The organism is Bradyrhizobium sp. GW821-FHT13H05 (assembly GCF_058804065.1).
Genome location: NZ_JBXAPO010000018.1, coordinates 1 through 23,123 on the forward strand (window position 1 = coordinate 1; position 23,123 = coordinate 23,123).

Here is a 23,123-nt window from a genome sequence, read left to right on the forward strand (position 1 = left end):
TCTCGCATCGGAATCCTCCCTGAACAGGATGAATTCGATCAGCGAATTAGTGAACATGCACAGCAATGACGAGGAGACAACCCTACTTCCCCGCAAACTCCGTCGGCGTCCGCCCCGTCACCTGCCGGAACGCCGCCGAAAAAGCCGGCACGCTGGCATAACCGAGTTGGGTGGCGAGCTGCTTCACCGACACGCTCGCATCGGTCGACAGCCGCTGGATCGCCGCCGCGATGCGTGCACGCTGGCACCAGCTTTTGAAGCTCAGCTGCGTCTCCGTGGAGAACAGCCGCGACAGCGTGCGCGCGGAGGTTCCGACCTCGCGCGCCAGCGTGTCGATGTCGTGCGCCCCGGTGGGATCGTCGAGCACGATCATCGCGGCGCGCCGGCAGCGCGGCTCGTGCGGCAGCGGCACGAAGGTCGCGGAATCCTCGGCCTGGTGCAGTTCTAGCATCACCAGGCGGACCAGCAGCCCGGTGCGCTCCTCGGTATTGCGTGGGTCGAACAGTGCCAGGATCGCCTGATTGAGCAGCGGCGACACCCGCACCACGAATTCCCTGGTCAACCCCTCATAGCGCTTTTCGCGCTTCAGCCAGGCGAGGTCGAAATAGAGCGTGCGCATCTCGATGTCGGCGAGCAGATCGAGTGAATGATGGAGTCCGGCCGGGACCCAGACGGCGCGATCCGGCGGCACCAGCCAGCGTCCCCCGGGCGTTGTCACCTGCATCGTGCCCTTGGCCGCGTAGATCAGCTGCGCCTCGCGGTGCATGTGCGGATCGATCCGCATGCCCTTGGGATAGTCGCGCGCCACCAGGTGCACGCCGGCTGGCGAGCGATGGTTGCTCCGGACCTCCCGCAGGATTGGCGTTTCCAAGATTGGCGTTTCCAAGACAGTCATTGGCAGCATCCCGTCATTCGCTCGACATATAACCCATTTCGGAGCAGGAGAGGATTCGTATGAACAGCCCCAGCCGGGTCATCAGTTTCGTCAACGCAGGCCATTTCATCGACCATTATGCGATGCTGATCTTCGCTGCCGCCGTGATCATCATGGGACCGGCGCTCGGCATGGCCTATTCGGAACTGCTGCCTTACGCGACCCCCGGCTTCATCGCCTTCGGCGCCGGATCACTGCTCACCGGCTGGCTCGGCGACCGCTGGAGCCGCCGCCACATGATGCTGATCTTCTTCGTCGGCATTGGCCTGTCCATGATCTCGGTCGGCTTTGTGCAGACACCGGCACAGCTCGGCGCCGCGCTGCTGGCGATCGGCATTTTCGCCTCGATCTACCATCCCGTCGGCACCGCGATGATCGTGTCCTATGCCGACCGGCTCGGCCGCGAGATGGGGATCAACGGCGTCTGGGGCAATCTCGGCGTGGCCTCGTCCGCGCTGGTGACAGGCGTGATCGGCCAGTATCTCGGCTGGCGTTTTGCCTTCATCGTTCCCGGCGTGGTCACCATCCTGATCGGCATCGCGTTCGCGATGATGGTCGTGCATGAGGACCGCAAGGGGAGCAAGCAGGCGGCGGCGCAGGCGCGTGTCGCCAAGCAGGACATGTGGCGCGTCATCCTCGCGCTCCTCATCGTCGTGATCGCGATCTCGACGACCTTCAACGCCGTCACCGTCGCGCTGCCAAAGCTGTTCGCAGAACGGCTCGCGGATCTGACGAAAAGTCCGGCGCTGCTCGGCGTCATCGCGGCCTGCGTCTACGTGTTCGGCGCGATGACGCAGTACACGATCGGTCGGCTGCTCGATCGCTATTCGTTGAAGACCGTGGCATTGCCGCTGTCCTTCATGCTGGCGCCGTTTTTGTATCTCGCCGCGAGCCTGTCCAACCTGCCGCTGATCCTGGTCTCGATCGGTATCGTCATGGGCGCGTTCGGGCAGGTCACGGTGAACGACGCCATGGTCGGCAAATACACCAGCGAGGAATGGCGCTCGCGCGCCTATGCCGTGCGCTATTTCATCGGCTTCACCGCGGCCGGCGCGTCCGTCGGCCTGGTTGCCTGGCTCTACGAGCAGGGCGGCTTCGTCACCATGCTGCACGCCTTTGCCGCGCTCTGCCTGCTCGCGATCGCAGCCGCGATCATCCTGCCGCGCGAGATCAGGACGCCGCAGGCGGTGTGAGGCCGACGGCCTCTCCACCCGTCATTGCGAGCGAAGCGACTTGTCCGCCGAAGCTCGAAGAGCGAAGGCGGAAGCAATGACGGAGGAGCCGGCGAGGACGGGGGACACCGCAACGACCGGGGACGTTGCGGTCCCGCGCGCAACTCCCTCCACTCGTCATTGCGAGGAGCGTAGCGACGAAGCAATCCAGACTGCCTCCACGGAGGGACTCTGGATTGCTTCGCTACGCTCGCAATGACTGAGGATACGGCGGCGACAGGGGATGAGGAGGCACCCCGCACACGCCTTCCGATGATGCCACTCTACCCCTGTTTTGCCCGACGGAGCAAGTCATTTCGGTAAGTCAGAAATTTCGCGAGCCTTATCAACCCCGTCTCTACTGTGCATGGGGTTGTTTTCGCACTTTTGTCCTCAGCCCCCGGCACGGCGCTTGCATTTCCTCCCTGCGGGTATCTGTCCTCCCGCCGAGGCCCGCATGGATATGCCGTCCGATCTCCCGGTCCGGAGCCTGATCGATCGCGCCGCGACGGGCGTTGCCTACGATCCGCTTGACGCGGCGACCGAGCACGCAAAATTCGTCCATCACCTCGGCAATCCCCTGTTTCTGGCGCTGACGGCGCTCGGCGTCGTGTTCGGCGACATCGGCACCAGCCCGCTCTATGCCTTCCAGGTCGCGCTCTCCGGCCTCGGCCATCCCATGCCTGAAGCAGCTGAGGTGACCGGCATCGTCTCGCTCATTCTTTGGGCGCTGATCGCGATGGTGGCGCTGAAATACGTCGTGTTCATCCTGCGGGCGGACAATGACGGGGAGGGCGGCATCCTGGCCCTGCTGTCGCTGGTTGCCGCCGAGAAGGTGGCGAACGGCGCGCGGCTCCCGATCCTCGTCCTGCTCGGCGTCATCGGCTCCTCCTTGCTCTATGGCGACGGCGTCATTACGCCGGCGATCTCCGTGCTCTCGGCGATGGAAGGCCTCAAGCTGGTCGCGCCCGCCTTCGAGCATTTCATCCTGCCGGCGACGCTCGCCGTGCTGATCGGCCTGTTCGTGATCCAGCGTCACGGCACCGGCAGCATCGGAAAACTGTTCGGCCCGGTGATGGTCGTCTGGTTCGTCGTGATCGCCCTACTCGGCGCGGTCAATGTGTGGAAGGCGCCGGCGATCCTGCTGGCGATCAATCCGCTTGCGGCGGCACAGTTTCTGGTCTCCGATGTCAAGGTCGCGTTCGCAGTGATCGGTGCCGTCTTCCTTGCGCTGACCGGCGGCGAGGCGCTCTATGCCGACATGGGCCATGTCGGCGCCACCGCGATCCGCCGCGCCTGGTTCGCGCTGGTGCTGCCGGCCCTGATGCTCAACTATTTCGGGCAGGGCGCCCTGGTGCTCGCCGATCCCTCCGCCGCCGACAATCCCTTCTACAAGCTTGCACCGGGCTGGGCGCTGATCCCGATGGTGATCCTGGCAACCTTCGCCACCGTCATCGCCTCGCAGGCGCTGATATCAGGCGTGTTCTCGCTGACGCGGCAGGCGATGCAGATGGGGCTGGTGCCGCGGGCGCGGATCACGCCGACGTCTTATGACGAGGCCGGCCAGATCTACGTGCCCGCCGCCAATTGGCTCTTGATGACCGGCACGCTGCTCACCGTGATCATGTTCCGCTCGTCGGAAAACCTCGCCGCCGCCTACGGCATCGCCGTATCCGGCACGATGCTGATCACCACCATCCTGCTCTATCACGTCGCGGGCTCGCGCTGGAAATGGCCGCGCCGGCTGGCGCTGCCGGTGATCCTCGCCTTCGGCGCGATCGATGCGACGTTCCTGGTCTCGAACTCGCTGAAGATCTTCGAGGGCGGCTGGTTTCCGCTGGTCGTCGGCACCATCATCGCCGTGCTGATGCTGTGCTGGCGCAGGGGCTCATCCACGGTGCGGCAGCGCCTGGACGACATGTCGATGCCGCTGAAGGAATTCCTCGGTTATGCCGACACGGCGGTGATCGGCCGCGCGCCCGGCATGGGGGTGTGGCTGACAAAAGTCGAGCACGGCGTCTCGCCGATGCTGCTGCGCCATATCGAGCACAACCGCGTGCTGCATGAGACCGTGGTGCTGCTGACCTACGTGTCGGACAAGAGGCCGCGTGTGCCGTTCGGCGAGCGTCACTCCGTGCATCGCCTCGGGCACGGCTTCTACCGCATCCAGGTCCGGCTCGGCTTCATGCAGACGCCGGACATTCCGCTGACGCTCGACAATTGCAACAAGCTCGGCTTCGATGCCGATCTCGATCACAAGAACTACTATCTCGCCCACGAGACCATCGTCCGCCGCGAGGCCGGATCGGCGATCGATCCTGTTACGTTCGGCATCTTCTCGTTCCTGAACCGGATTGCCAGCCGCGCGCCTGATTTCTTCAAGATCCCCCACGACGCGGTGATCGAGGTCGGCTTCCGCGTCGACGTGTGACGATCAGGCTTCCGTCTGCGTCGCCGGCACGGCCTTCGGCGCCTTCTTCGATGCCCGCCAGTTCTCGAACCGCTGCACCACCACGAAGAAGGCCGGCACGAACAGCACCGCAAGGCAGGTCGAGGCCAGCATGCCGGAGAATACGGTGATGCCGATCGACTTGCGCGCGCTGGCGCCGGCGCCGGTCGCGATCACCAGCGGCACCACGCCGAGGATGAAGGCGAACGACGTCATCAGGATCGGCCGGAAGCGGGCGCGCGCCGCCTCGATCGCGGCTTCCAGCACCGGCTTGCCGTCGCGGCCGTGCAGCTCGAGGCCGACCTCGACGATGAGGATCGCATTCTTCGCCGACAGCGCGATCAAGAGGATCAGGCCGATCTGGCAGTAGAGGTTGTTGTCGATCTTGAGGCCGTTGAGGATCAGCGTCGGGCCGAGCAGCGACAGCGGCACCGCCAGGATCACCGAGATCGGCGCGTACCAGCTCTCGTACTGGCCGGCGAGCACGAGATAGACCAGCAGCATGGCCAGCCCGAACACCCAGTAGATCTGGTTCGAGACCGCCTTCTCCTGGTAGGACATCGCGGTCCACTCGAAGCCCGTGCCCTGCGGCAGCGTCTTGTCCGCGATCTCCTCCATCAGCTTCAGCGACTGGCCGGACGAGTAGCCCTGCGCCGGCAGGCCGATCACGGTCGAGGAGGGATAGAGATTGTAGAGGCTGATCAGCGACGGGCCGGTGGCCGGCGTGATGGTGGCGACCGTGCCGATCGGGATCATGTCGCCGTTGGAGTTGCGCACCTGCATGTTGGCGATGTCGCGCTCGGTGACGCGGAACGCGGGATCGGCTTGCGTGTAGACCTGGAACACGCGGCCGAACTTGTTGAACTGGTTGACATAGGACGAGCCGAGATAGGTCGACAGCGCCGAGAACACCTGATCGGTCGTGACGTGCAGCGTCTGGGTCTTGATGCGGTCGATCTCGACGTTGAATTGCGGCACCGACGAGCGGAACGAGGACTGCACGCGCTGTAGCGCGCTCTGGCTCTGGCCGTTACTGACCATCGCGCCTGTTATCGCCTGCAGCTTGGCGAAATCGCTGTTACCGTCGCGCAGCTCGACCTGCATCGAGAAGCCGGCGGCGTTGCCGATGCCCTGGATCGGCGGCGGCGGCAGCACGATGGTGCGCGCCTCCATGATGACCGCGAGCTTGTCGTTCAGCCCATACACCAGCGAGCGCAAATCCTCGCCGGGGCCTTTGCGCGCCTCCCAATCCTTCAGGATGATGTAGGCGACGCCGGCATTGGCAAGGCTGGCGCTGCTGTCGAGCGCGGAGATGCCGGCGATGGTGATGACCTGCTGGACGCCGGGCGTCTCCTTGATGATCTCGCTGGCCTTGTCGAGCACCTTCTGGGTCCGCTCCAGCGAGGCGCCGTCGGGCAGCTGAATGGCGGCGATCAGATAGCCCTGGTCCTCGATCGGCAGGAAGCCGGTCGGCACCCGCGACAGACCGTAGCCGCCGATCACGATCAGCACCAGTGCGACGGCGACCGACATTGTGGCGTGCCCGCACAGGAAGGTGATCAGCCGCGTATAGCCGCGCTCGACCCGGTTATAGACGTTGTTGAAGCCGCGATAGAAGAAGTTGCGCTTTTCCGGCGGCACCGCCGGCCGCAGCCACAATGCACATTGGGTCGGCTTCAAGGTCGCCGCGTTGATGGCAGACAACAGCGCGGTCGCCGCGATCACCAGCGCGAATTGCGAGTAGATGCGGCCCGTGAGGCCTGCGAGGAACGAGGCCGGCAAAAACACCGAGATCAGCACCAGGGTGATGCCGACGATCGGCGCGAACAGCTGGTCCATCGCCTTGATCGCGGCGTCGTGGCCGTTCATGCCCTGCTCGATGTTGTGGGCGGCGCCTTCCACCACGACGATGGCGTCGTCGACGACGATGCCGATCGCGAGCACGATCGCAAACAGCGTCGACATGTTGATGGTGAAGCCGAGCGCCGCCATCGCGGCAAACGCGCCGATGATGGTGACGGGCACGGTCGTCGCCGGCACCAGCATTGCGCGCCAGTCCTGCAGGAACACCAGGATCACGACCAGCACCAGCAGGCCGGCCTCGATCAGCGTCATGTAGACCTCGTGCACCGAGGCCTCGACGAATTTGGTGGTGTCGAACGGCGTGTCGTATTTGATGCCTTCCGGGAATCGCTTGGCGAGCTCTACCATCTTCTTCTCGACGGCCTGCTCGACTTGGAGCGCGTTGGCGCCGGGCGACTGGAATACGCCGATGCCGACGGCGGGCTGCTTGTTCAGCGAGAAGATCTGGCTGTAGGTCTGCGCCCCCAGTTCGACCCAGCCGACATCGCGCACCCGCGTGACGTCGCCGCTGCTGCCTGATTTGACGATGATGTTCTCGAACTGGCTACTGTCGTCGAGCCTTCCGTTGACGTTGAGCGTGTACTGGAATGCCTGGCCCGGCGGCGTCGGCGGCGCGCCGACCTGGCCGGCGGACACCTGCTGGCTCTGCTGCTGGATCGCCTGGATGACGTCCTGTGGCATCAATCCGCGCGCCTGCAGCTTGTTCGGATCGAGCCAGATGCGCATCGAATACTGCCCGGCGCCGAACACGGTGACGTTGCCGACGCCGGGCAGCCGCGAAAGCTCGTCGCGGATGTTGATGGTGGCGTAGTTGCTCAGGTAAAGGCTGTCGAACCGGGAGTCCGGCGAGGTCAGCGTCACGAACAGCAGGATCGAGGTCGACTTCTTCTGGACGGTGACGCCCTGGTTCTGCACCGACGTCGGCAGCTGCGACAGCGCGCTGGAGACGCGGTTCTGCACCAGCACCTGCGCGAAGTTGAGGTCGGTGCCGATCTTGAAGGTCACGGTCAGCGTATAGGTGCCGTCGGAGGCGCTGTAGGACTGCATGTAGAGCATGTCCTCGACGCCGTTGACCTGTTGCTCGATCGGCAAGGCAACCGTGTCGATCACGGTCTTGGCGCTGGCGCCGGGATAGCGCGTGGTGACCTGCACCGTCGGCGGCACCACGTCAGGGTATTGCGCGATCGCGAGGTTGAACAGCGCGACGCCGCCGATCAGGATCATCAAGAGTGCAATGACGTTCGAGAGGACCGGCCGCTCGATGAAGAATTTTGAGATCATGGCGTCCGCTCCCTACTTCGCAGACGCCTGCGGCTGGCCGATCTTCGTCACCTGTGGATCGATCTTCTGGCCCGGGATCACGCGCAAGAGCCCTGCGATCACCACGCGGTCATCAGGCTTCAGGCCGCTCTCGATCACGCGCAGGCCGTTGTCGACGGGGCCGATCTGCACCTTGCGCTGCTCGACGACGTTGTCGCCGTTGACGACGAGCAGATAGCGGCCACCCTGGTCGCTGCCAAGTGCCGTATCGGGAACGAGGAGCGCGTCCTTCTCCTGGCTGAAGGGCACGCGGACGCGGACGAAATAGCCGGGCAGCAGCACCCGCTTGTCGTTGGGCACGAGGCCGCGCACCGCGAGCGTGCCGGTCGACTGGTTGATGGTGGGCGCGACGTAGTCGAGGTGGCCCTCATGAGGATAGCCGCTCTCGGTCTGGAGGCCGACCTGGATCGGGAACTGCTTGAGGTCCGCGGACGTCAACCCGCGCCGCTGCGCCTCGGCGCGGATGCGCAGCACGTCCTGCTCGTTGACGGTGAAGTTCACCCAGATCGGATCCATCGCGACGATGGTCGCGAGCTGGGTCGGCGAAGCGACGCCGACGAGCTCGCCGATCGAGACCATATGCGCGCTGACGATGCCGTCGAACGGCGCGCTCACCTTGGTGTAGCCATAGTTGAGTTCGGCAAGCCTTGTGTTGGCCTGGGCCTGCTGGAGATTGGCCTGGGCGTTGTCGCGGGTGGACGTCGATGTGTCCAAGGTGGCCTGCGAGACTGCCTGGCGCTGAACCAGCTCGGCCTGCCGCTTGTAGTCGGCTTCCGCCTGCCGGAGCGAGGCCTGCGCGCCGGCCTCGGCCGCCTGCGCCTGCTCGAGCTTGAGCTTGTAGGTCTCGGGCTCGATCGTGAACAGCTGAGTGCCCTGCTTGACGAAGGTGCCGTCCTGGTAGTCGATCGATTGCAGAAAGCCCTGCACGCGTGCGACGAGATCGACGCTCTTGATCGGCGCGGTGTTGCCGGTGGCCTCGACATAGCGTGTCACCGGCCGCTGCACCGGCGTTGCCACGTCCACCTTGGGCGGGGGCGGGGCGACGAACGTATTCTTGTCCTCGCAGCCGGCGAGGACGGCCACGGCCGCCAAGGCGGTCAGCGCTCGCCCGATCTGTCTCCACTCTGTATTGCGATGTGCGGGAGATGCGGGATTCGCGCAGGTCATTCGATGGCCCCCGATTGCGGTCTGTCGGTGCGGCAGGCTATCAACAAATGCCCGGCCGTGGAACACCATAGCCATGGCAGTCTTCTGGCAATCACCGGCCTTGCACTGCAAACAGCGCTGTGCCCTTTGACAGGTTTGTCATGACAAACCGCTTTTCATCGGGCGCACGATCGACCAGAATTGTGTCAAAGGCCGTGAGACGGACGTGAAGCGGTCGGGACGACGCGAAGAAGAAAAAGTGAGGAGAACATGACATGCCAACGTCCCTCCGGTCGGCCCTTGCCGGCCTCGTTCTCGCAGCTGCGGTCGCCATGCCCGCGCTAGCCGATGGTTTGAAGGACGAGATCGCGCCGACCGGCAAGCTGCGGGTCGCGATTGCGATCAGCCCCGCGGGCGGCGCGTTCTGGTCGACCAAGACGGAAGCCGGCTATGCCGGCGTTCCCGTTGATCTCGGCAAGGAGATGGCCGCGCAGCTTGGCGTGCCCGTCGAATATGTCGTGCACCAGAATTCCGGCCAGATCACCGACGCGGCGGGCAAAGGCAGCTGGGACGTCACCTGGCTGCCCAAGGACCCGGAGCGCGAGAGCAAGATGATGTTCGGCCCGATCTACGAGGTCGCGGACGCCACCTATATCGTCAAGGCCGGTTCGAACATCACCAATTTCGCCACGCTCGACCAAGTGGGCATCAAGGTCGCCGCGGTCAACGCCACGACCACGATGCGGGGCGCCGTTGCGCATCTGAAGAACGCGAAGGTGACGGGCTATCAGACCTATGACGAGATCTTTGGACTCCTGAAGAGCGGCGAGGTCGACGCCTTCGCCCTGTCGCGTGATCAGCTCAACAAGATGGCGCAGAAGATTCCCGGCACGAAGGTGCTCGACGAGACGTTCAAGAAGACGGTGACGGCGGTCGCCGTGCCGCTCGGGCACAGCCAGTCGCTGACCTTCGTCACCAAGTTCATGAATGAGGCCGTGACGAACGGCACGCTGCGCAAGGCCTATGACAACAACGGCCTGAAGGACACGCCGATCCGCACCGAGTAGGGCAGGCGGAGCGTACCAGCTCGATTGGATATGAATAGCTAAGAGACCGCCGAGCGTGCTCGGCCTGCATGGTTCGAGACGCCCGCTTCGGCGGGCTCCTCACCATGAGGGTCTGATATCTCGCCGCAAAATACGACCTCATCCTGAGGGCCCGCCGTAGGCGGGCGTCTCGAAGGATGGCCGCAGACGATTCTCCGCCGCACTCCGGCCCTACGGCTCCGCGGTTCTGATGCCCGCGGGGCTCACCTGCATCTTGAGCGTGGACGTTTTGTTCAGCGCCTTGCCGTCGAACGAGAAGGCGATCAGCTCGTTTTCGACCATGCACTCGGTCACGACATATTTGGAGTCCTTCGACCACACCATGCCCTGGCACCAATGGCCGATCTTCGCTTCCGCCACCGGCGTGAGGTCGGTACCCGAGATCCTGTAGACCTTGAGCAGGCCGAAATCGTTGAAGAAGGGCGAGGCCGACGGCTTGTTCGAGCCGTTCATGACGGTGACGGCGACGTGGCTGCCGTCCGGTGACATTTTCACCGCTTCAGGCGTCTGTCCGACGGTAACCGTCGTGACAACGCGGATCGGCTTTGCGGTCATGTCGATCAGGCTGATCGTGTCGCTGTCGCCGCTGCTGGCGCCGACATTGCCGACGACCGCCACCGCGCTGCCGGTGAGATCGATATCGTAGGGGCGGATGCCGGCGGAGAGATCGCGCTTGGCGTACTCGACCTTGGTCCCGTCCACGGTCAGAAGCGAGATCTTGCTGTCGCCGTCACGCGTGACCAGCGCGGTCGCGCCATCGCGCGAGAACACGGCATGGCTCGGACCCGACTTGGCGTCGCCAAGCTGGATCTTGCCTGATGGCGTCAGCGTGCTCCCACTGATCGTGAAGACCGAGACGGTGCCTTCGCTGCGGTTCGCGACCAGCGCCAGCGTGCCCGCGCGGTTGATCGAGACGCCGGCCGCGCCGGCGCCGGCCTGAAGCGTCGCGAGCACCTTTGGTGGAGAGGATTTGAGGTCGATGACGGAGAGCTTGTCGTCGGGCACAGCCTTGGTCGGATCCGCCGGATCGACCTTCATGGCGCCCGTCACAAGCGCGTAGGCGCCATCCGGCGCGATCGCCACGCTCGGCGGTGGGCCGACGACGCTGGCGGGGGCCGGCACTTCGCCCAGCAGCTTCAGCGCGCCGTCGGTGAGATCGATGACGCTGACCGTATCTGGCAGCGGTTGCTTGCGGACCACGGCAATGCCGTTCTCCAGCGCCATCTTGCCATCATTGGCGGTGACGACGATCTCGGCATGAGCGGCGAAATTGGCGAGGCCAGCCAGGGACGTTGCGAGCAGGGCTGACGCGGCATGGCGCGTGCGCCTGCAAAGAGCGGCTTTCATGTTTCCCCCGAAAGTTATGTTCTTGTCCGGTCAAGCTAAATACAACCGGGCGCATCACGCAACAATCTGGACGCGATCATTTTTGCCGTTGCCCGGGGAATAAATCGGCAGGACGTGGCCCGGCGAGGTGGCACAGGCGGCTGCATAAAAAATTGCACCCCAACCATTGCGCCAAGTGTCTCGTGCGTCAAACTGACACAGCTCTGTCACCCGCGGTGTTTAGAATATTTCTGATCGTAAACATCCTCATTTCCGGGGCGTCAAAAAAATGAAATCGAGACTACTGACGACGGCTGCGATTTTCGCGGCCGCGAGCGCGCTCGCGTGCACTCTTCCCGTCCTCGCGGACGATTTTGGCGGGGACCGCGATCGCGGACACGATCAAGGTGATCACGGCAGCGACCGCGATCACCACCGTCATCCGCATGACATCCACACCGAGACGCCGATCAAGCATCTCGTCATCATCTTCAACGAGAACCGTTCGTTCGACCATTATTTCGCGACCTATCCGAACGCGGCCAATCCGTCCGGCGCGATCCCCTTCGTGCCGAAGCCGCATACGCCGAAGGTCAACAACCTCGTCACGGCGAACCTGCTGGTCAACAACCCCAACAACAGCCCGGCCAACGGCACCGGCGCGACGGACCCGTTCCGGCTCGATCGCACCCAGGCCAATACGCGGTCGCAGAACCACGCCTATACGCCCGAGCAGCAGGCAGTGGACAACGGCAAGGAAGATTTGTTCCCGAAATTCACTGGCCGCGGCACGGCCGGCGGAGCCGGCGCCTTCGGCACCAACGGCCAGGTGATGGGCTATTTCGACGGCAACACCGTCACCGCTTTCTGGAACTACGCCCAGCACTTCGCCATGAGCGACAACCACTGGACCGACACGTTTGGTCCGTCCACGCCCGGCATGCTGGAAGTGGTCTCCGGCCAGACCAACGGCGTGCAAAACATCGTCGGCACATCGGCGTCGATCGCCGATGGCCAGGGCGGCCTGACGCTGATCGGTGACACCGATCCGGGCTACGATTCGTGCTCGAGCACGACCAGCACCATGCTGATGCAGAACAAGAACATCGGCGATTTGCTCAACGACGAGCGCATCAGCTGGGGCAGCTTCATGGGCGGCTTCGATCTGACGCTCAACAACGCCAATGGCACCACTGGTTGCGCCCGCAGCACGTTCTCGAGCAACGTCAACGGCACCATCGTGGACTACATTCCGCACCACGCCTTCTTCCAGTACTACAAGTCCACCGCCAACCCGACCCATGCACGGCCGAGCTCGGTCCACGCGGTCGGCCATACCCACGATCTCAATGGCAAGGTTGACCCGGCCAACCACAATTACGATCTCGAGGACTTCTACGCCGCGGTGAAGGCCGGCAATTTCCCGGCCGTCTCCTACATCAAGATGCCGGCCTTCCAGGACGGTCACGCCGGCAACTCCGATCCGCTCGACGAGCAGGTCGGCAATGTTGAGCTGATCAACTTCCTCCAGAAGCAGCCGGAGTGGCGCGAGACCGCAATCATCATCACCTATGACGACTCCGACGGCTGGTACGACCATCAGTATGTCGCGCCGAAAAGCGCCTCCTACGATCCGACCGCCGATCAGGTCAACGGTCCGGGCCTGTGCGGCCTCGGCCCGCAGAAGCAGCCGGCACCGAAGGGCCTCTCCGGTCAGCCGGTGAACGGTCGCTGCGGTCCGGGCACCCGCGTGCCCTTCATCGTGGTCTCGCCCTACGCCAGGACGAACTTCGTCAGCCATACCTATATCTCGCAGGCCTCGGTGGTGCGGTTCATCGAGGACAATTGGCTGCGCGGCAAGCGTCTGGGCGGCGGCGCGTTCGACGCCAGCGCTGGCTCGATCATGGACCTGTTCGACTTCGATCAAGACCACCGCCACGATCTGCGGGCGGACGCGCTGTTCCTCGATCCCACCTCCGGCACTGTCATGACCAGCCCGCCGGACGAGCATCACCACCACTAGTCCTACAGGACCTCACATGCACAGCCGCACTGTGTGGCTTCTCGGCGCCGGCCTGCTTTGTCTGGCCGGCGCCATCATTGCTGCCGGGACGAAAGGATTTGCAGAGACGAACCAGGGATTTGTAGAGACGAACCAGGTCGGTGTGAACCCGAACCCGGTTCGCCTCATGCGTCCGCCGGTTGCGCCGCTGTCGGCGATGGCGCAGCTTGGCAAGGAGATTTTCTACGACGCCTCGCTGTCGTCGTCCGGCGTGCTGTCCTGCGCGTCATGTCACAGCCCTGATCGCGCTTACGGACCGCCCAATGATGGGCCGGTCATGCTCGGCGGCGCCGGCCTGTCGCGGCAAGGCGCCCGCGCGGTGCCGTCGCTGACCTATCTCGACCGCCACCCGAATTTCAGCATCGGCCCCGACAAGGGCGACGACGACAACATCATCGATCTCGCGCAGATGGCCGCGATCGGCCAGCAGGCGACGCGCACGACGAAGACCGCCGGCGGCACCGGCGCATCGGCGAACATCGTGCCGCAAGGCGGCCTGTTCTGGGACGGCCGCGCCGACACGTTGCAGGACCAGGCGCTGTTTCCATTGCTCGATCCCAACGAGATGGACGGCGGTAGCGCCGAGATCGTGGCGGACAAGCTGCGCCGCGCGCCTTATGTCCAGCGATTCGTCGAGCTGTTCGGCGCCGGTGTTCTGAGGAACCAGCGGCTGCTGATTGCGGAAGCGATGTTCGCGGTGGCGCGCTATCAGGTCGAGGAACCGAGCTTCCATCCCTACACCAGCAAGTACGATTACTGGCTTGAGGGCAAGGCGCGCCTGTCCGAGAGCGAGCTGCGCGGGCTGCAGGCGTTCAACGATCCCGACAAGGCCAATTGCGCGGGATGCCATACCTCGGCGCCGACCCGTGACGGCCTGCCGCCGCTGTTCACCGATCACCAATACGAGGCGCTGGGCGCGCCCCGGAACGCCGCGCTCGCGGGTAATCGCGATCCCGGCTATTTCGACCTCGGCGTCTGCGGCCCGCATCGCACCGACATTGCCGAGCAGACGCAATATTGCGGCATGTTCCTGACGCCGACATTGCGCAACACGGCAACGCGCCACGCCTTCTTCCACAACGGCGTCTTCAGTACTCTCGAGCAGGTGCTCGATTTCTACAATTTCCGCGACACCAATCCGGAAAGGGTGTTTCCGCACGGGGCCGACGGCACGGTGCGGAAATACGACGACCTGCCGCCAAAACATCACGCCAATGTCGACGTCACCGATCCGCCCTTCGATCGCCATCCCGGCGACAAGCCGGCGATGACGGAGCAGGACGAAGTCGACATCATCGCGTTCCTGAAGACGCTGACGGACGGCTACAAGGTCGCGAACTAGGGCGCGTACTCATAACTCATGATGTTCGCATCGCCGACGCGCCAGATGTCGCCGGTGACGTCTTCGCGTGAGCTGCCTAGCTGTGAAGCTGCGAGTTGAGGCCGTCCCAATTTGGTGTGCGTCTGGTCGCCTCAAGAGCGCCGCTCTGGGAGTTACGACGAAAAAGAAGGCCGTTTTGGCCTGAAAGTTCTTTGGCTTTCAGCACTCGGCCATCTTCCAAAAGGATGCGCGCGCCTGCGGTGACATAACAGCCCGCTTCGACGATGCAATCGTCCCCCAACGAAATGCCGATACCGGCGTTCGCTCCGATCAGGCAGCGCTCACCAACCGTAATCCGCTCTTTCCCTCCGCCGGACAGAGTGCCCATGATCGACGCTCCGCCACCAACGTCGCTGCCACTTCCGACAACCACACCGGCGCTTATCCGACCTTCGACCATGCAGGGACCGAGTGTACCTGCATTAAAATTGCAAAAGCCTTCGTGCATAACGGTCGTGCCCGGCGCCAGGTAGGCCCCGAGCCTGACGCGATCCGCATCTGCAATTCTCACGTCCGCAGGTATTACATAATCAGTCATGCGCGGAAACTTATCCACGCCTGTCACCTCAAACGCGAGGGCACGCTTTCGTGCTGCCATTTGCGTTGCCGGTACACGAGAGCATTCACAGGGACCGAGGGTCGTCCAGGCAACGTTAGGCAATAGACCGAAAACTCCCTCGAGGTTCAGGCAATTGGGCTGAACGAGTCGGTGGCTCAGGAGATGGAGTCGCAGATATGCGTCGTGCACATCAATCGGCGCGGATGCAAGGGAGTCAATTTCCGTATGGATTGGAACGATGTCGACATTGCGGACGTCGTCGTGTCGCGCATATCCGTCTGCCGACTGACCCAACGATCTGTTGATCTCGTCACTCGTCAGCCGCACTGTTACCGCTTTGCCAGCGTCCACAACCAGGCGCAGTTGAAGGAACCATGAATCCAGCACGCGACCGTCAGCGGCGATCGTCGCAAATCCCTCGCCGCTCGCGCCCCTCAGCTCCATCGCCATTTGAATTGCTCACATTACGACCCTGCACATTGTGCATACGCGAGTTCTCCTGGAATTGGCAACTTCTGCATTCCAGGACACGTCCGCCTTGGGTTCATTTTCGATGGATCCAGCGGGAGACAACGGGGCGCTCAGCGCGGCTTGATCTCGGCATATTTCGCCATGGCGCGTTCGAACTTGCGGTTGAACAGCCACATCGCGGCGAGGATTTCGCGGAAGCTTGCCGAGGTCCGCGCCCGGTCCGCCTGTCCGAACGCGAAGATGCTGTTGTTGCGCAGGTGCTTCATGATCGTGGGGCTGGACACCCTGTAGTTCAGGAGATCGCCCGATTTGAGCGCCGACCTGGTCGGTGTCGGAACGATCTGGATCAGCTCGAACAGCTTCATCTGGTCGATCGGATCGGGCAGTGTCTTCACGATTGCGGGGATCTCCCGGAACACCTCCGCATGCGCGTTCATCAGGCCGTCGCGCACATTGGTCCAGTGGTTGAAGCGGTGATCGGTGCCGCGGGCGCGCGCCTCTTCCTTGTCGTCGCGCGCGTTCAGCTCGGGATTGGCTGCCGCGATCTCTGCCTTGATCGCCTCCCATTTCCTGTGGCCGTTGCGGTCTTCGGACGGGCCGGTCTGGAAGCTGCCCATATAGGTGTTCGAACGCCCGTTGCGGACATTCTGCTTGCCGTTGGTCTCGGCAAAGAACAGCCCGAGGCTGATGCGCCCCGCTGCGTCAGCGTGGCCAGGTGCAAGGCCCTTGGCGCGCGCGATCGCTGTGGCGAGATCGACGACGTCCTTGAACGGCGTCGCCGAGGTCTGTGCTCCCGCCGGCGGCGCCTCCATGATGTCGAACAGCTTTCCGTATTCGTCGATCAACGGCTCGATGTCGGCATCGAAATAGGCCGGCGGTATCTCGAACTTGTTCGGCTTGCCGATCCGCGACGGCATGGCGTCGGTGAGATCCTTGTAGGAACTGATGACCGCGACGCGCGCCAGATACAGCGCCTGGCCCGGCAGGTTCGGCAGCGGCTCTTTCGCGTCGATCTGGCGGCGCCGCTCGGCCAGGATGGATTTGAAATCCCCGAGCGCGCGATCGTAGGTCGCCAGTGCTTCCGTCTGCTTTGCGTTCAGCGTTTGCGCGTGGCCCACCGCCGATGTCGAGAAGATCAGCCCAAGCGCTGCAAGGGCTGCGATGGCGTGACGTCGTGCAGGCATGGCCGGTTCCCCCAACGATTCGTCGTTCAGGGGATCGTAGCCTAGTCGTTGGCCTCGGGCGGCAGGAAGTCGACCTCGTGCAGGGCCGAGATACGCACGACTTCGGCGGGGTCGGTGAGGTCATGGAGCTGGTTGAACAGCGCCTCCAGCTTCTGCATCGGCGAGACCCAGAACAGCGCGCGTGCCGGTTTGTCGGATTTGTTGAAATAGCCGTGCGGGATGCCGCGCGGCAGGCGCACGAGGTCGCCGGCATGGGCCTTGACCCATTGGCCGTCGAGCTTGAGGTCGAGCGTGCCTTCCTGCACCAGGATGAACTCGTCCTGGGTCGGATGGATGTGCACCGGCACGAACTGGCCGGGATCGCTGTTGGTCTCGAACGCGAAGGTGGAATCGGTGACGGCCTTGGGGAAATAGACCTGGCCAAGGATGTTCCAGCTCTTGCCGCCATAGCCCGTGCCGCTTGCGGTAATGCCCTTCTCGAGTGCAGTCATGGCTCGCCTCCAATGAATTCCGGCCGTTGAATTCCGGCTGTTGCGGAGTTTCGCGCAGGCGGCGGGCGGAGTCCATCCGCCACGCTGGCGCTAACGACCGTCGCGCTCGGACTTGCGCAAAAAGCCTTCGACGTCCGCCTGCACCGAGTAGGGCGTCGGGATCGGATCGCCTGCGGAATCGACGGCGGTGTCGAGGGAGCGGCGCAGCATGCGCGCGAGCTCGGCCTTGCGGTAGGGCTTTGTCAGGAGCGGCGCGCCCATGGTGGTGCGGCCCTGGGCGTGCAGTGAATCGTAGGCGTAGCCCGACGTGAACAGCACCCGCAGCGACGGTCGCGCAGCCACCATCTGCTCGGCGAGCTCGGGTCCGTTGATGCCGCCGGCCATGACGATGTCGGTGAACAGCAGATCGAATGCCGTGCCCTCCGCGGCGATGGCGAGGGCTTCGGTCGCGTTGGCGGCGGGGATGACCTTGTAGCCAAGGCTCTCGAGCTGCACCGTGACGTATTGGCGGACGTCGCGGTCGTCCTCGACGCAAAGGATGGTTTCGGGTCCGCCCACGACCTTGCGTTCGTCATAGCCGGCCGGGCGAAGCGTGCTGCTCTCGGCCTTCGGCAGGTAGATTGTGAATGTCGTGCCGCGGCCTTCTTCGGAGGCGACCTTGATGCCGCCGCCGGATTGCTTGACGAAGCCGAACACCATGCTGAGCCCGAGCCCGGTGCCCTTGCCGACCTCCTTGGTCGAGAAGAAGGGGTCGAAGATGCGCTCCAGGATGGCCTGCGGGATGCCCGTGCCGGTGTCGGCGATCTCGATCTCGACGTAGTCGCCGGCATAGCCGGCGCCGACCGCCACCGCCTCGCGGACGCCGAACACGACGTTGCGCGTCGTCAGCGTGAGCCTGCCGCCGTCCAGCATGGCGTCGCGCGCGTTGATCGCAAGGTTGAGCAGCGCCGAGCTCAGTTGGCCGCGGTCGACCAAAGCGAGCCAGATATTGCCGTCGAGCTTCGTCACGATCTCGATTTTCTTGTCGAAGGTCGCCAGCATCAGTTTTGCCAGTTCCTCGAGCAGTTCGTTGACGTCGGTCTCGGCCGGCTGGAGCGCCTGCTTGCGGGCAAAGGACAGCAGGCTCGATGTCAGCGCGGCACCGCGATCGGCGGCTTCGCTGATCAGCTTGGTGATGGTCGCAAGCGGCGGGTTGTCCTTCACGGCGTCGGCGAGGATCTCGATCGTGCCCGTGATCACGGTGAGCATGTTGTTGAACTCGTGCGCGATGCCGCCGGTGAGGTGCCCGACCGCCTCCATCTTCTGGGCCTGGATCAATTGCTCCTCGGCCGCGCGCTTCTGGGTGACGTCCTTGACGAAATTGTTGATGATGGTGCGCCCCGCGAGCCGGACGGCCGTGCTCGACGCCTCGACCAGGAGCGCCTCGCCGTTCCGGTGGAGCAGGCTCACTTCGAAGCGGATGCCGATCGGCGTATCCGACAGCTCCGGCATCAGCCGCGTCATGCGCTGCCGGAAGCCGGCGCGGAGCGGCTCGGCGACGAGGAGATCGACGACGTCGGCGCCGAGCGCCTCCTGCCGCGACCATCCGGTCAGGGCTTCGGCCTGAAAGCTCCACTCCAGGACGATGCCGCGTTCATCGGTCTGGATGAAGGCGTCGAGCGCGGTCTTGATGATGGCCTGCGTCATCTGCACGCTCTCGGTGATCGCCTTCGCCTGATCGGCCAGCGTTGCTGCCGAGCGCTCTGCCTGTGACGTCTCTATTCTGCGCATGCACAGGCGCGCGAGCAGCACCGCAATGGCGGCGCTTGCGAGCAGGGCAACGATCTGGGGAAGGCCGAAGCCGCCGGCGGCGCCGGTCACGGCATAGGAGGCGAGGAGAGCCGTGGCGGTCACGACGACCTGCGTGGCCATCGCGAGTGTCAGAAGCCCCCTGAGTTTCATGGTCTCACACCAAAGACGCCAGCCGCGGACTTGCCCCAGCCGCCCTGTCGCGAGGAGTCCGGCATCACGTGAGCTACAGATTCCGCGCGGCGGCGTCGAGGGGCAATTTGCGGTGGTACCGGGCGGCGGACGTTCCGGGAGGTTCAGACTCCGTGCCTCAACCCGCAGGCGAATCGGTCTGGCGCAGCGTCGTCACCCAGATCGCGCGCGCCACCTGCTGGGTCGGGTTGTCGAACATGTGCGGCACGATGCTCGGAAAGCGAAAGCTGTCGCCGGCCTCGAGCAGATGGGCCTGGTTGTCGAGCCACAGCCGCAAGCTGCCGGACAGGATGTAGCCGGCCTTCTCGCCGGTGTGCTGCAAAAAATCCGTGCCCGAGGAGGCGCCGGGATTGAGCGTGAGCTCGTAGAATTCGAGCTGGCCCTTGCCGTCAGGGGTGAGCGCTTCCTTGACGACGCCGCTGGCGGTGAGGCGCAGCAGGCGCCTCGAGTTCTTGCGCACGATGTAGCGCTGCACGTCGGAGGGATCGGTGGTCTCGAAGAAGTAGGAGATCGGCACGTCGAGCGCGATGCTGAGCAGCCGCAGCGTGCGGATCGACGGCATGGCGCGTGCGCGTTCGAGCTGGCTGATCATGCCGTTGGAGAGGCCGGTCCTGGTGGCGACGTCCTGGATCGAGAGGCCGGCGCGCTGGCGCAGCAGCCGCACGGTCTCGCCGAGGCGCTGGTCGACCGCATCGTCGGCCTCGATCGCCGGGGCGTCCTTGCTGCCGTTGGTATCGCCGCGACCATCCATGTCGCTCTCCCATACATTATCTCAGCCCCGGACCGCATCGGTCCGAGACTTCAGTCGGAGTGAAAAGGTCGCGCATCCTAGCAATGTCATTGACAGCTGTATTTAGTCATGATGAACTTTTGATAGAAAAATTTAGAAGCACTAAAGCCCACTCCTGTCCCTTTGCCGGGGTTTCGGGGCGCGGGAGACGGTGCCGGGTGCGGAAAACGGAGAGTGGTCATGGCAGGCGACACCGGCAAGTTCGGCGTTGGGTCAGCGCATCTGGGCATTCCGAATCGCCGTCAGTTCTTCCAGCTCGGCGCCGGCGCCGCAGCGGGATGGAGCCTCGCGGGCAACGCCTTCGCGCAGACCGAGCGCCCCTCCAATCCGCCGGACAAGCCGCGCGGCCAGGTGATTGCGGCGCTGTCGCAGGAGCCAACGGTCTTTCATCCCCTGATGCCCGGCATCGAGGTCGATCAGGGCGTCTGGTGGCAGGTGTTCTCGCTGCTCTGGTACATCGATCCCGAGGGCAATTTCGTTCCCGATCTCGCGCGCGAAGTGCCGACCATCGAGAATGGCGGCCTGTCGGCCGACGGCCTGACCTGGAAGATCAAGCTGCGCAGCGACGTGAAGTGGCATGACGGCACGCCGTTCACCGCCGAGGACGTGAAATTCACGCTCGACCTGATCAACGATTCCAATTTCCGCGCCCGCAGCCGCGTCGGCCATAGCCTGGTCAAGGACATCAAGGTCGTTGCGGCGGACGAGATCCACTGGCGCATGGACGCGCCCTATTCGCCCTACATGTCGATCCTGGGCTCGCTGACCTTCATGGTGCCGAAACACATCCTGGAGAAGGTGTCCGATCCGAACGCCTCGCCGTTCCACAACGCGCCGGTTGGCACCGGACCGTTCCGCTGGGGCGAGCGCGTGCCCGGCGACCACATCCTGCTGAATGCGCACACCGGCTATCACGGCAAGGGGCCGTATGTCGAACGCGTGGTGTTCAAATACATCCCCGATCTCACCGTGCTCTACACCCAGTTCCGCACCGGTCAGGTCGACTACACCGGCCTGCAAGGCATCTTGCCGAACTTCGTGCAGGAGGCGAAGACGCTGAAGGGCCGCAGGATCTTCGTTTCCTCGACCTCCTCGGTGGAGCACATCGCGCCCAATCTGGATTTCGGTCCCTTTGCCGACCGCGCCGTGCGCGAGGCGCTCTATCTCGGAATCAACAAGCAGGCGATCATCGATGCGCTCTATTATGGCCTGCCGACGCAGACCGAGAGCTTCGTGCCGGCGCAGGCGTGGTCGTTCCAGAAGGGCCTGCCGCAGCACAAATACGATCCTGCCAAGGCCAATGCGGTGCTCGACGCCGCGGGCTGGGTTCGCGGCTCCAGCGGCATTCGCGAGAAGGGCGGCGTCAAGCTCGAATTCACCAACTCGACGACAGCGGGCAGTGCCGTGCGCGAGCAGTGCCAGCAGCTGCTGATCCAGGACTGGCGGGCCATTGGCGCTGCGATGCGCGTCAACAACATGCCGGCGGCCGTGATCTGGGGCGACTTCTGGCAGCAATCGAAGTTCAACTCGGTGATCGTCGGGGTGAACTTCATGCTGGGCAGCGACCCCGACGTGACGCCGCGCTTCGGCTCCGGTGCCATTCCCGCCAAGGGCGGCCGCGGCTCCAACACCTATCAGTACCAGAGCCCGGAAGCCGATCGTCTTCTCGCCGAAGGCGCCAAGCAATTCGACTTGGCGCAGCGCAAGACCACCTATGGCGAGCTGCAAAAGCTGATCCGCAACGACCTTGCCATCCTGCCGCTGTTCCAGGCCTTCATCGCCGAAGGTGTGAAGGAGGGGTTGCAGGGCTTTCGTCCCAACATCAACGCCTCCATCAATTGCTGGAACATCCGCGAATGGTACTGGGCCTGATGCCTCGGGCACGCTGGATCGCCTGAGATGGCCCGTTACGTCGTCAATCGCCTGGCGCAGGCGATCATGCTGCTCGTGATCGTCTCGGCGCTCGGCTTCGCCATTCTGCATCTGGCGCCGGGCGGTCCGCTCTCGCAGTTTGCCGTCTCCGGGCAAATGACGCAGGAGGATCTCGACCGCGTCAGCAGGCAGCTCGGGCTCGATCGATCGCTGCCAATTCAGTATCTCGACTGGTTCGGCCGCATGCTGAAAGGCGATTGGGGCAAGTCCTACCGTGACGGCGAGGCGGTGCTGTCGGTGATTTCCTCGCATCTCGGTGCCACGCTGGAACTGATGGCGACGGCGACCATCATCGCGGTGCTGCTCGGCTGCTGGATCGGTATCCTCGGCGCGCTGCGGCGCTATTCGCTGTTCGACATGCTCGCAACCGTCGGGGCCATGATCGCGCTGTCGATCCCGACCTTCTGGTTCGGCCTCGTCATCATCTACGTGTTCTCGGTGACACTCGGCTGGCTGCCGTCCGGCAACCAGCAGACCATCGGCGACGGCTCGTTCCTGGACCTGCTTCATCATCTGATCGCGCCGGCCCTGGTGTTGGCGCTGGTCGAAACCGCGATGTGGGGCCGCTTCATGCGCTCCTCCATGCTCGAGGTGATCAACCAGGACTACATTCGCACTGCGCGCGCCAAGGGGATGTCGGAATGGCGCATCCTCACCGTGCACGCCCTGCGTAATGCGCTGCTGCCGATGATCACGGTGGCCGGCCTTCAGCTTCCGACCCTGCTCGGTGGCGCGCTGGTCGCCGAGACCGTGTTCACCTGGCCCGGCATGGGGCGACTGTTCCTGGATTCCATCGGCTACCGCGACTACCCCGTGGTGATGGGCATCCTGATGTTCTCGGCAACCATAGTGCTGATCGGCTCGCTGCTCGCCGACATCCTCTATGCCGTCGTCGATCCGCGCATCCGGGTGGGCTAG

The 23,123-nt window shown here is 64.1% G+C and carries 16 protein-coding genes; 7 read left to right on the forward strand and 9 right to left on the reverse strand.

The features are described from left to right. Positions 1-82: 82 nt before the first annotated feature. Positions 83-904: an AraC family transcriptional regulator gene (locus AC1RR3_RS33675; protein ID WP_492828798.1), complete on the reverse strand. Its 822-nt coding sequence runs from the start codon at positions 902-904 to the stop codon at positions 83-85. A 50-nt stretch (positions 905-954) separates the two neighbouring features. Between AC1RR3_RS33675 and AC1RR3_RS33680 the strand changes: the two genes are divergently transcribed. Together AC1RR3_RS33680 and AC1RR3_RS33685 are read left to right on the forward strand one after the other, a co-directional pair. Further along, positions 955-2,127: an MFS transporter gene (locus tag AC1RR3_RS33680; RefSeq protein WP_492828800.1), complete on the forward strand. Its 1,173-nt coding sequence runs from the start codon at positions 955-957 to the stop codon at positions 2,125-2,127. A 475-nt stretch (positions 2,128-2,602) separates the two neighbouring features. Then, a complete protein-coding gene (locus AC1RR3_RS33685; RefSeq protein WP_492828802.1) occupies positions 2,603-4,576 on the forward strand; it encodes a potassium transporter Kup in 1,974 nt (657 codons plus the stop codon). A 3-nt stretch (positions 4,577-4,579) separates the two neighbouring features. Here the strand turns inward: AC1RR3_RS33685 and AC1RR3_RS33690 are convergent, their stop codons facing one another. Together AC1RR3_RS33690 and AC1RR3_RS33695 are read right to left on the reverse strand one after the other, a co-directional pair. Then, positions 4,580-7,738: an efflux RND transporter permease subunit gene (locus tag AC1RR3_RS33690; RefSeq protein WP_492828804.1), complete on the reverse strand. Its 3,159-nt coding sequence runs from the start codon at positions 7,736-7,738 to the stop codon at positions 4,580-4,582. Positions 7,739-7,750: 12 nt separating this feature from the next. After that, positions 7,751-8,944, reverse strand: a complete 1,194-nt coding sequence (locus tag AC1RR3_RS33695; protein ID WP_492828805.1) for an efflux RND transporter periplasmic adaptor subunit — start codon at positions 8,942-8,944, stop codon at positions 7,751-7,753. Between the two features lie 254 nt (positions 8,945-9,198). Between AC1RR3_RS33695 and AC1RR3_RS33700 the strand changes: the two genes are divergently transcribed. Then, complete coding sequence (locus AC1RR3_RS33700) at positions 9,199-9,990, forward strand: ABC transporter substrate-binding protein (protein WP_492828807.1); 792 nt, start codon at positions 9,199-9,201, stop codon at positions 9,988-9,990. Positions 9,991-10,200: 210 nt separating this feature from the next. Here the strand turns inward: AC1RR3_RS33700 and AC1RR3_RS33705 are convergent, their stop codons facing one another. Beyond that, a complete protein-coding gene (locus AC1RR3_RS33705) occupies positions 10,201-11,376 on the reverse strand; it encodes a YncE family protein (protein ID WP_492828808.1) in 1,176 nt (391 codons plus the stop codon). A gap of 268 nt (positions 11,377-11,644) precedes the next feature. Between AC1RR3_RS33705 and AC1RR3_RS33710 the strand changes: the two genes are divergently transcribed. Together AC1RR3_RS33710 and AC1RR3_RS33715 are read left to right on the forward strand one after the other, a co-directional pair. Next, positions 11,645-13,378 carry a phospholipase C gene (locus tag AC1RR3_RS33710; protein ID WP_492828810.1) on the forward strand — a complete coding sequence of 578 codons (1,734 nt, stop codon included), beginning with the start codon at positions 11,645-11,647 and terminating at the stop codon, positions 13,376-13,378. 16 nt (positions 13,379-13,394) lie between these two features. Further along, positions 13,395-14,759, forward strand: coding sequence for a cytochrome-c peroxidase (locus AC1RR3_RS33715; protein ID WP_492828812.1), 1,365 nt, complete (start codon positions 13,395-13,397; stop codon positions 14,757-14,759). Between the two features lie 76 nt (positions 14,760-14,835). On the opposite strand, the gene dapD is transcribed toward AC1RR3_RS33715, so the two are convergent. From dapD to AC1RR3_RS33740, 5 genes are all read right to left on the reverse strand, one after another. Continuing rightward, complete coding sequence (gene dapD, locus AC1RR3_RS33720; RefSeq protein WP_492828814.1) at positions 14,836-15,807, reverse strand: 2,3,4,5-tetrahydropyridine-2,6-dicarboxylate N-succinyltransferase; 972 nt, start codon at positions 15,805-15,807, stop codon at positions 14,836-14,838. A gap of 131 nt (positions 15,808-15,938) precedes the next feature. Continuing rightward, entirely contained in the window at positions 15,939-17,012 is a 1,074-nt protein-coding gene (locus AC1RR3_RS33725) for a hypothetical protein (protein WP_492828816.1), read from the reverse strand. 41 nt (positions 17,013-17,053) lie between these two features. Continuing rightward, the gene (locus AC1RR3_RS33730; RefSeq protein WP_492828818.1) at positions 17,054-17,503 is read right to left on the reverse strand and encodes a cupin domain-containing protein; all 450 of its coding nucleotides are present in this window, start codon (positions 17,501-17,503) and stop codon (positions 17,054-17,056) included. A gap of 90 nt (positions 17,504-17,593) precedes the next feature. After that, positions 17,594-19,444 (reverse strand): ATP-binding protein, encoded by a 1,851-nt coding sequence (locus tag AC1RR3_RS33735; RefSeq protein WP_492828820.1) that lies wholly within the window; start codon positions 19,442-19,444, stop codon positions 17,594-17,596. 157 nt (positions 19,445-19,601) lie between these two features. Continuing rightward, positions 19,602-20,234, reverse strand: a complete 633-nt coding sequence (locus AC1RR3_RS33740; RefSeq protein WP_492828822.1) for a cupin domain-containing protein — start codon at positions 20,232-20,234, stop codon at positions 19,602-19,604. A 219-nt stretch (positions 20,235-20,453) separates the two neighbouring features. On the opposite strand from AC1RR3_RS33740, the gene AC1RR3_RS33745 reads away from it, so the two are divergent. Together AC1RR3_RS33745 and AC1RR3_RS33750 are read left to right on the forward strand one after the other, a co-directional pair. Beyond that, on the forward strand, positions 20,454-22,145 hold the full coding sequence (locus tag AC1RR3_RS33745; protein WP_492828824.1) for a peptide ABC transporter substrate-binding protein: 1,692 nt from the start codon (positions 20,454-20,456) through the stop codon (positions 22,143-22,145). 27 nt (positions 22,146-22,172) lie between these two features. Continuing rightward, a complete protein-coding gene (locus AC1RR3_RS33750) occupies positions 22,173-23,123 on the forward strand; it encodes an ABC transporter permease (protein WP_492828825.1) in 951 nt (316 codons plus the stop codon).

Excerpts from the sequence above, each read along its gene's own strand:
- AC1RR3_RS33675 (WP_492828798.1), bottom strand. The coding sequence starts at position 904 with ATGCTGCCAATGACTGTCTTGGAAACGCCAATCTTGGAAACGCCAATC.
- AC1RR3_RS33680 (WP_492828800.1), top strand. The coding sequence starts at position 955 with ATGAACAGCCCCAGCCGGGTCATCAGTTTCGTCAACGCAGGCCATTTC.
- AC1RR3_RS33685 (WP_492828802.1), top strand. The coding sequence starts at position 2,603 with ATGGATATGCCGTCCGATCTCCCGGTCCGGAGCCTGATCGATCGCGCC.
- AC1RR3_RS33690 (WP_492828804.1), bottom strand. The coding sequence starts at position 7,738 with ATGATCTCAAAATTCTTCATCGAGCGGCCGGTCCTCTCGAACGTCATT.
- AC1RR3_RS33695 (WP_492828805.1), bottom strand. The coding sequence starts at position 8,944 with ATGACCTGCGCGAATCCCGCATCTCCCGCACATCGCAATACAGAGTGG.
- AC1RR3_RS33700 (WP_492828807.1), top strand. The coding sequence starts at position 9,199 with ATGCCAACGTCCCTCCGGTCGGCCCTTGCCGGCCTCGTTCTCGCAGCT.
- AC1RR3_RS33705 (WP_492828808.1), bottom strand. The coding sequence starts at position 11,376 with ATGAAAGCCGCTCTTTGCAGGCGCACGCGCCATGCCGCGTCAGCCCTG.
- AC1RR3_RS33710 (WP_492828810.1), top strand. The coding sequence starts at position 11,645 with ATGAAATCGAGACTACTGACGACGGCTGCGATTTTCGCGGCCGCGAGC.
- AC1RR3_RS33715 (WP_492828812.1), top strand. The coding sequence starts at position 13,395 with ATGCACAGCCGCACTGTGTGGCTTCTCGGCGCCGGCCTGCTTTGTCTG.
- dapD (WP_492828814.1), bottom strand. The coding sequence starts at position 15,807 with ATGGCGATGGAGCTGAGGGGCGCGAGCGGCGAGGGATTTGCGACGATC.
- AC1RR3_RS33725 (WP_492828816.1), bottom strand. The coding sequence starts at position 17,012 with ATGCCTGCACGACGTCACGCCATCGCAGCCCTTGCAGCGCTTGGGCTG.
- AC1RR3_RS33730 (WP_492828818.1), bottom strand. The coding sequence starts at position 17,503 with ATGACTGCACTCGAGAAGGGCATTACCGCAAGCGGCACGGGCTATGGC.
- AC1RR3_RS33735 (WP_492828820.1), bottom strand. The coding sequence starts at position 19,444 with ATGAAACTCAGGGGGCTTCTGACACTCGCGATGGCCACGCAGGTCGTC.
- AC1RR3_RS33740 (WP_492828822.1), bottom strand. The coding sequence starts at position 20,234 with ATGGATGGTCGCGGCGATACCAACGGCAGCAAGGACGCCCCGGCGATC.
- AC1RR3_RS33745 (WP_492828824.1), top strand. The coding sequence starts at position 20,454 with ATGGCAGGCGACACCGGCAAGTTCGGCGTTGGGTCAGCGCATCTGGGC.
- AC1RR3_RS33750 (WP_492828825.1), top strand. The coding sequence starts at position 22,173 with ATGGCCCGTTACGTCGTCAATCGCCTGGCGCAGGCGATCATGCTGCTC.